Source organism: Candidatus Erwinia dacicola (assembly GCF_001756855.1).
Lineage (GTDB): Bacteria > Pseudomonadota > Gammaproteobacteria > Enterobacterales > Enterobacteriaceae > Erwinia > Erwinia dacicola.
Genome location: NZ_MAYS01000176.1, coordinates 1 through 4,668 on the forward strand (window position 1 = coordinate 1; position 4,668 = coordinate 4,668).

Genomic DNA, 4,668 nt, shown 5'->3' on the forward strand with positions numbered 1-4,668 from the left:
AAGGGATAGTTCGTTCTGACATTCATGGTTGGGCGCTCTCAGAAGAGGCGATTCAATCTCCTAACCATGAACAAAAAATATCAGGCGCTATGCGCAAAGGCAACAGGGCGTAACGGCGTATCGCCGTGATACAGGCGTGCGTGCTGCAGACCGACGAACAGGCTCTCACCGCGGATCGGTGTTACCTGGTCCCCTTCCATGACCACGGTAATGGGCTCACCGCTCCACTCTGCGGGCTGAACCACCAGCTGCCAGTAATGCCCACGCGGGCTAACTTCCAGAATCTGCACCAGCAGCGGCGTTTCCAAGCTGCTCTGGCGGCTGACGTTAATATCCCACGGGCGCAGGAACAGCTCAACCGCTCCCTGATACGCAGGTGCGTAGCCCAACGGCCAGTGATGGGCACCGACGTGGAACTGGGAGCCATGCACTTCGCCGTCGAAGCGGTTCACTTCACCGAGGAACTCCAGCACAAAACGGGTGGCCGGATCGCGCCAGACGTCATCCGGCGTGCCCACCTGCTCAATGTTGCCTTGGCTCATCACCACCACGCGGTCAGCGACTTCCATCGCTTCTTCCTGGTCATGCGTCACGAAGACGCTGGTGAACTTGAGCTCTTCATGCAGCTGACGCAGCCAGCGGCGCAGCTCTTTACGCACTTGCGCATCCAGCGCGCCGAATGGCTCATCCAGCAGCAGGATCTGTGGCTCAACGGCCAGCGCACGCGCCAGCGCCACACGCTGCTTCTGCCCACCGGACAGCTGTGCCGGATAGCGGCTGGCAAGATGCCCCAGCTGTACCATTTCCAGCAAGCGGGTAACCTTCTGCTTAATTTCTGCTGCTGACGGGCGTTCGCGGCGTGGTAGCACCGACAGGCCAAAGGCGATATTGTCGAACACCGTCATATGGCGGAACAGCGCGTAGTGCTGGAACACAAAGCCAACCTGACGATCGCGGGCATGCACGCGACTGACATCCTTCCCGTGGAAACTCAGGCACCCGCTGTTCTGGTTTTCAAGCCCGGCAATAATACGCAGCAGCGTGGTTTTGCCGGAGCCAGATGGCCCCAGCAGCGCCACCATTTGCCCGGAAGGGATATCTAGGGAAATACCGTTCAGGACTTTCGTCTTGCCGAAAAATTTATTGATGTTACCGATCTCAATGCTCATGGTTCCCCTCCCATTGCAAGCGCTTCTGATGGCTCTCTAACCGCCACTGCAGCGCGCTTTTCAGAAACAGCGTCACTATCGCCATCAGAGTCAGCAGGCCCGCGGCGGTAAACGCGCCGACGCTGTTGTAGTCCTGATGCAGTAATTCAACCTGTAATGACAGTGTGTAGGTCTCGCCGCGAATCGATCCCGATACCACCGAGACCGCACCAAACTCACCTATCGCACGGGCATTAGTTAACACCACTCCGTACAGCAGCACCCAACGGATATTGGGCAGCGTCACGCGCCAGAACATTTTCCAGCCGGATGCTCCCAGCAGCACCGCCGCTTCGTCTTCGTGCGCGCCTTGGCTCAGCATCACCGGCACCAGTTCACGCACCACAAACGGACAGGTGACAAAAATGGTAACCATTGCCATGCCCTGCCAAGAGAACATCAGCTGGATATTGTGTGCATCCAGCCAGCCGCCTGCCGGGCCATTCACGCCCCAGAATAGCAGATACATCAGCCCTGCCACCACCGGCGACACGGCGAAAGGAATATCAAACAGAGTCAGCAGCAGCTGGCGACCGAGGAAGGTAAAACGCGTCACCAGCCAAGCCAGCAGCGTACCAAACACCAAGTTAACCGGCACCGCAATCAGCGCAATCAGCACGGTCAGCCAGATCGAGTGCAGCATATCGGCATCGCCAAGATTGCTCAGCGTGGCCATCAGCTCCTCAGAAAATGCGGTAGTGAAAATAGCCACTAAAGGCACCACCAGTAACAGCAGGGAGATCAGTATACCTAGGCCAATCAGGATCAACTTACCCCAGTGGAAGCGGCTGCGATCTGCCCCTTTAAAATCGGTAACGTCTGCCATTAGTGACCTCCAATACGACGACCAAAGCGGCTCTGCAGGATGTTAATCGCAAACAGCAGCAGCAGAGAGGCGGCGAGGATCACCGAGGCAATCGCGCTGGCTGCCGGATAGTCGAACTCCTGCAAGCGCACAAAAATCATCAGCGAGGTCACTTCAGTTTTCCACGCGATATTACCGGCAATGAAGATCACTGCGCCAAACTCGCCAAGGCTGCGGGTAAACGACAGCGCGGTTCCGGCCAGCAGCGCCGGGCTAACTTCCGGCAGCACCACGCGACGAAAGCTCTGCCACGGCGTCGCGCCTAAGGTTTCTGCCGCTTCTTCATACTCCGGTCCTAACTCTTCCAGCACCGGCTGCACGGTACGCACCACAAACGGGATGCTGGTAAACGCCATCGCCACGGCAATACCGAGCCAAGTGTAAGAGACTTTAATATCGAACTGCGCCAGCAACTGACCGTACCAGCCGTTGACCGAGAACAGCCCGGCCAGCGTCAAACCCGCTACGGCGGTCGGCAACGCAAACGGCAGGTCCATCAGGCCATCCAGCATGGCTCGGCCCGGGAAGCGGTAGCGCGTCAGGATCCATGCCATCAGCATGCCAAACAGCGCGTTAAAGAGGGATGCCACACCGGCGGCCAGCAGGGTCACTTCATACGCCGCAACCACCTGTGGGTTGGTGATCACTTTCCAGTACTGCGCCAGCGTCATCTGCGACAGCTGCATTAGCAGCGCGCTGATCGGCAACAGCAGGATCAGACAAGTGAAAAACAGGCTGCTGCCAAGGCTGATACCAAACCCGGGCAGGACGCGCTTACTACTGGTTGCAAACATCTCTAACGTCCCGCCGCTAACAGCTTATCCAGCTCGCCACCGCTGACGAAATGGGTTTCCATCACCCGATCCCAGCTTCCAAACGCATCCTCAACCTTAAACTGGTTGGTCTGCGGGAAGCGATCTTTCTGCTCAGCCATCAGCTGCGGATTATTCACCCGGTAGTAAAACTGGGGAATTATCTGCTGTGCCTTCGGCGTGTAGAGATAGTTGAGATAGTCTTTAGCCGCATCCTCAGTTTTATTGTGCGCAACGTTTTTATCGATCCACTCCACCGGGAACTCCGCCAGAATATTGGTTTTCGGTACGATTACTTCATAATCGTCTTTCGCGTACTGATTGCGAATCGTGTTCACCTCCGACTCAAAGCTGATCAGTACATCGCCCAGCCCGCGCTCCACGAAGGTTGTGGTGGCCCCGCGTTCGCCGGTATCAAACACTTCGACGTTCTTCAGGAACTGGGGCATCGATTTTTCGGTTTTGGCTTTATCATGGTCATCGGCCCGATCGAAAGCGCCCCACGCGGCTAGATAGGCATAGTGCACGTTACCGGAAATTTTCGGATTCAGGAAAATTAGCTTCACATCGTCAATCACTAGGTCGTTCCAGTCGTGGATGTTCTTCGGGTTACCCTTGCGCACCAGAAATGCCATGATGGAGTAAAACGGCGAGCTGTTATTCGGCAGGCGCTGCTTCCAGTCGGCCGGGATCAAGTTGCCTTTGTCATGCAGGATCTGCACGTCCGTAGTCTGATTGTAGGTCACCACGTCCGCCTTCAGCCCCTGGAGGATTGCCAGCGCCTGCTTGGAGGAACGGGCATGGGACTGTTTGATGGTCAGGGTGTCGCCCGGATGCTGCTGCGCCCACTGCTGCTCAAACGGTGCATTCAGGGCGGTAAACAGCTCACGTGAAACATCATACGAACTGTTGAGAAGTTCTGTGGCCTGAACGCCTGTTGCCAGCAGTATAGAAAGTGCGGTAGCGCTCACTAATTTTTTAACCGTCGGTAACGTCATATTGCAGCCTGAAAATTGCCCGATAGGCAGGCCATAAAGAGCGTTCAGTCTATTTATAACCCGGGTGAAAGCTGTAGCGGTTTTATATACTGTTTGGTGCTTTGCAAGTAGAAAACGCTATAAGGGTGTGGAATTTGTTATGCGGGGAATGGGATTTGTGGTGGGTCGCCCGACAAAAAGGTCTCTTTGACGGCATGTGCATTCTGCAATACGGGCCGACCGGAAAAATGGTCGCCCTCTACAACGCCCGCCAACATGTAGGGATAGACCTTCTTTTTCGGTCGACCCGGTCCAGGGTTACAACGCCGCTAACTGCTCCAGCGACGGCGCGTAGTAGTAGCTGCCGCTTACCGGCTTGGTGAAGCGCGGCATCGCATCGAACTTGCCGTCGGTTTTGCCAAACATGCTCAGCAGCTGCTGCTCAATGTTATGCAGCGTATGGCAGTAGGCGTGAAAAACAGCCCGTTGGTGCCGCTGGCCGTGCCGTACGGCAGGCTCTGATGCAGGATCTTCAGCATTGTCCCGTTTTCCTTAAGGTCAACGCGTGCCACATGTGAGGTCGCCGGGCAGGCATCCCCTTCTAGCTCTTCATTGCTGACTTTGGTACGGCCAATAATCTGCTGCTTATCCACCGCCAAGCGGTTAAACATTTTCAGATTATGTTGCCAGCGCTGGCTGAATACGTAGCTGCCACCCGCATTATCGCCCGCGGCAATAATTGCCACCTGCTGGCGCTTCTCGCCCTGTAGGTTTTCAGTGTCGTCAACAAAGGGCACTGTTGCAAA

At 56.1% G+C, this 4,668-nt stretch carries 4 protein-coding genes and 1 pseudogene; all 5 read right to left on the reverse strand.

Going from position 1 to position 4,668, the window contains the following annotated elements:
• Nucleotides 1-80: 80 nt before the first annotated feature.
• Nucleotides 81-1,169 (reverse strand): sulfate/thiosulfate ABC transporter ATP-binding protein CysA, encoded by a 1,089-nt coding sequence (gene cysA, locus BBW68_RS05330; RefSeq protein WP_070134319.1) that lies wholly within the window; start codon nt 1,167-1,169, stop codon nt 81-83.
• Nucleotides 1,159-2,034 carry a sulfate/thiosulfate ABC transporter permease CysW gene (gene cysW / locus BBW68_RS05335; protein WP_070134320.1) on the reverse strand — a complete coding sequence of 292 codons (876 nt, stop codon included), beginning with the start codon at nt 2,032-2,034 and terminating at the stop codon, nt 1,159-1,161. Before cysW ends, cysA begins: the two co-directional genes overlap by 11 nt.
• Entirely contained in the window at nt 2,034-2,867 is an 834-nt protein-coding gene (cysT, locus tag BBW68_RS05340) for a sulfate/thiosulfate ABC transporter permease CysT (protein WP_070134321.1), read from the reverse strand. Before cysT ends, cysW begins: the two co-directional genes overlap by 1 nt.
• A gap of 2 nt (nt 2,868-2,869) precedes the next feature.
• Nucleotides 2,870-3,883 carry a sulfate ABC transporter substrate-binding protein gene (locus BBW68_RS05345; protein ID WP_070134322.1) on the reverse strand — a complete coding sequence of 338 codons (1,014 nt, stop codon included), beginning with the start codon at nt 3,881-3,883 and terminating at the stop codon, nt 2,870-2,872.
• A 297-nt stretch (nt 3,884-4,180) separates the two neighbouring features.
• Nucleotides 4,181-4,668 (reverse strand): annotated as a pseudogene (locus tag BBW68_RS05350) (Dyp-type peroxidase); the annotation flags it as partial.

Bases quoted from the DNA above. Each gene is read 5' to 3' on its own strand.
- cysW (WP_070134320.1), bottom strand. From the start codon at position 2,034: ATGGCAGACGTTACCGATTTTAAAGGGGCAGATCGCAGCCGCTTCCAC.
- cysT (WP_070134321.1), bottom strand. From the start codon at position 2,867: ATGTTTGCAACCAGTAGTAAGCGCGTCCTGCCCGGGTTTGGTATCAGC.
- cysA (WP_070134319.1), bottom strand. From the start codon at position 1,169: ATGAGCATTGAGATCGGTAACATCAATAAATTTTTCGGCAAGACGAAA.
- BBW68_RS05345 (WP_070134322.1), bottom strand. From the start codon at position 3,883: ATGACGTTACCGACGGTTAAAAAATTAGTGAGCGCTACCGCACTTTCT.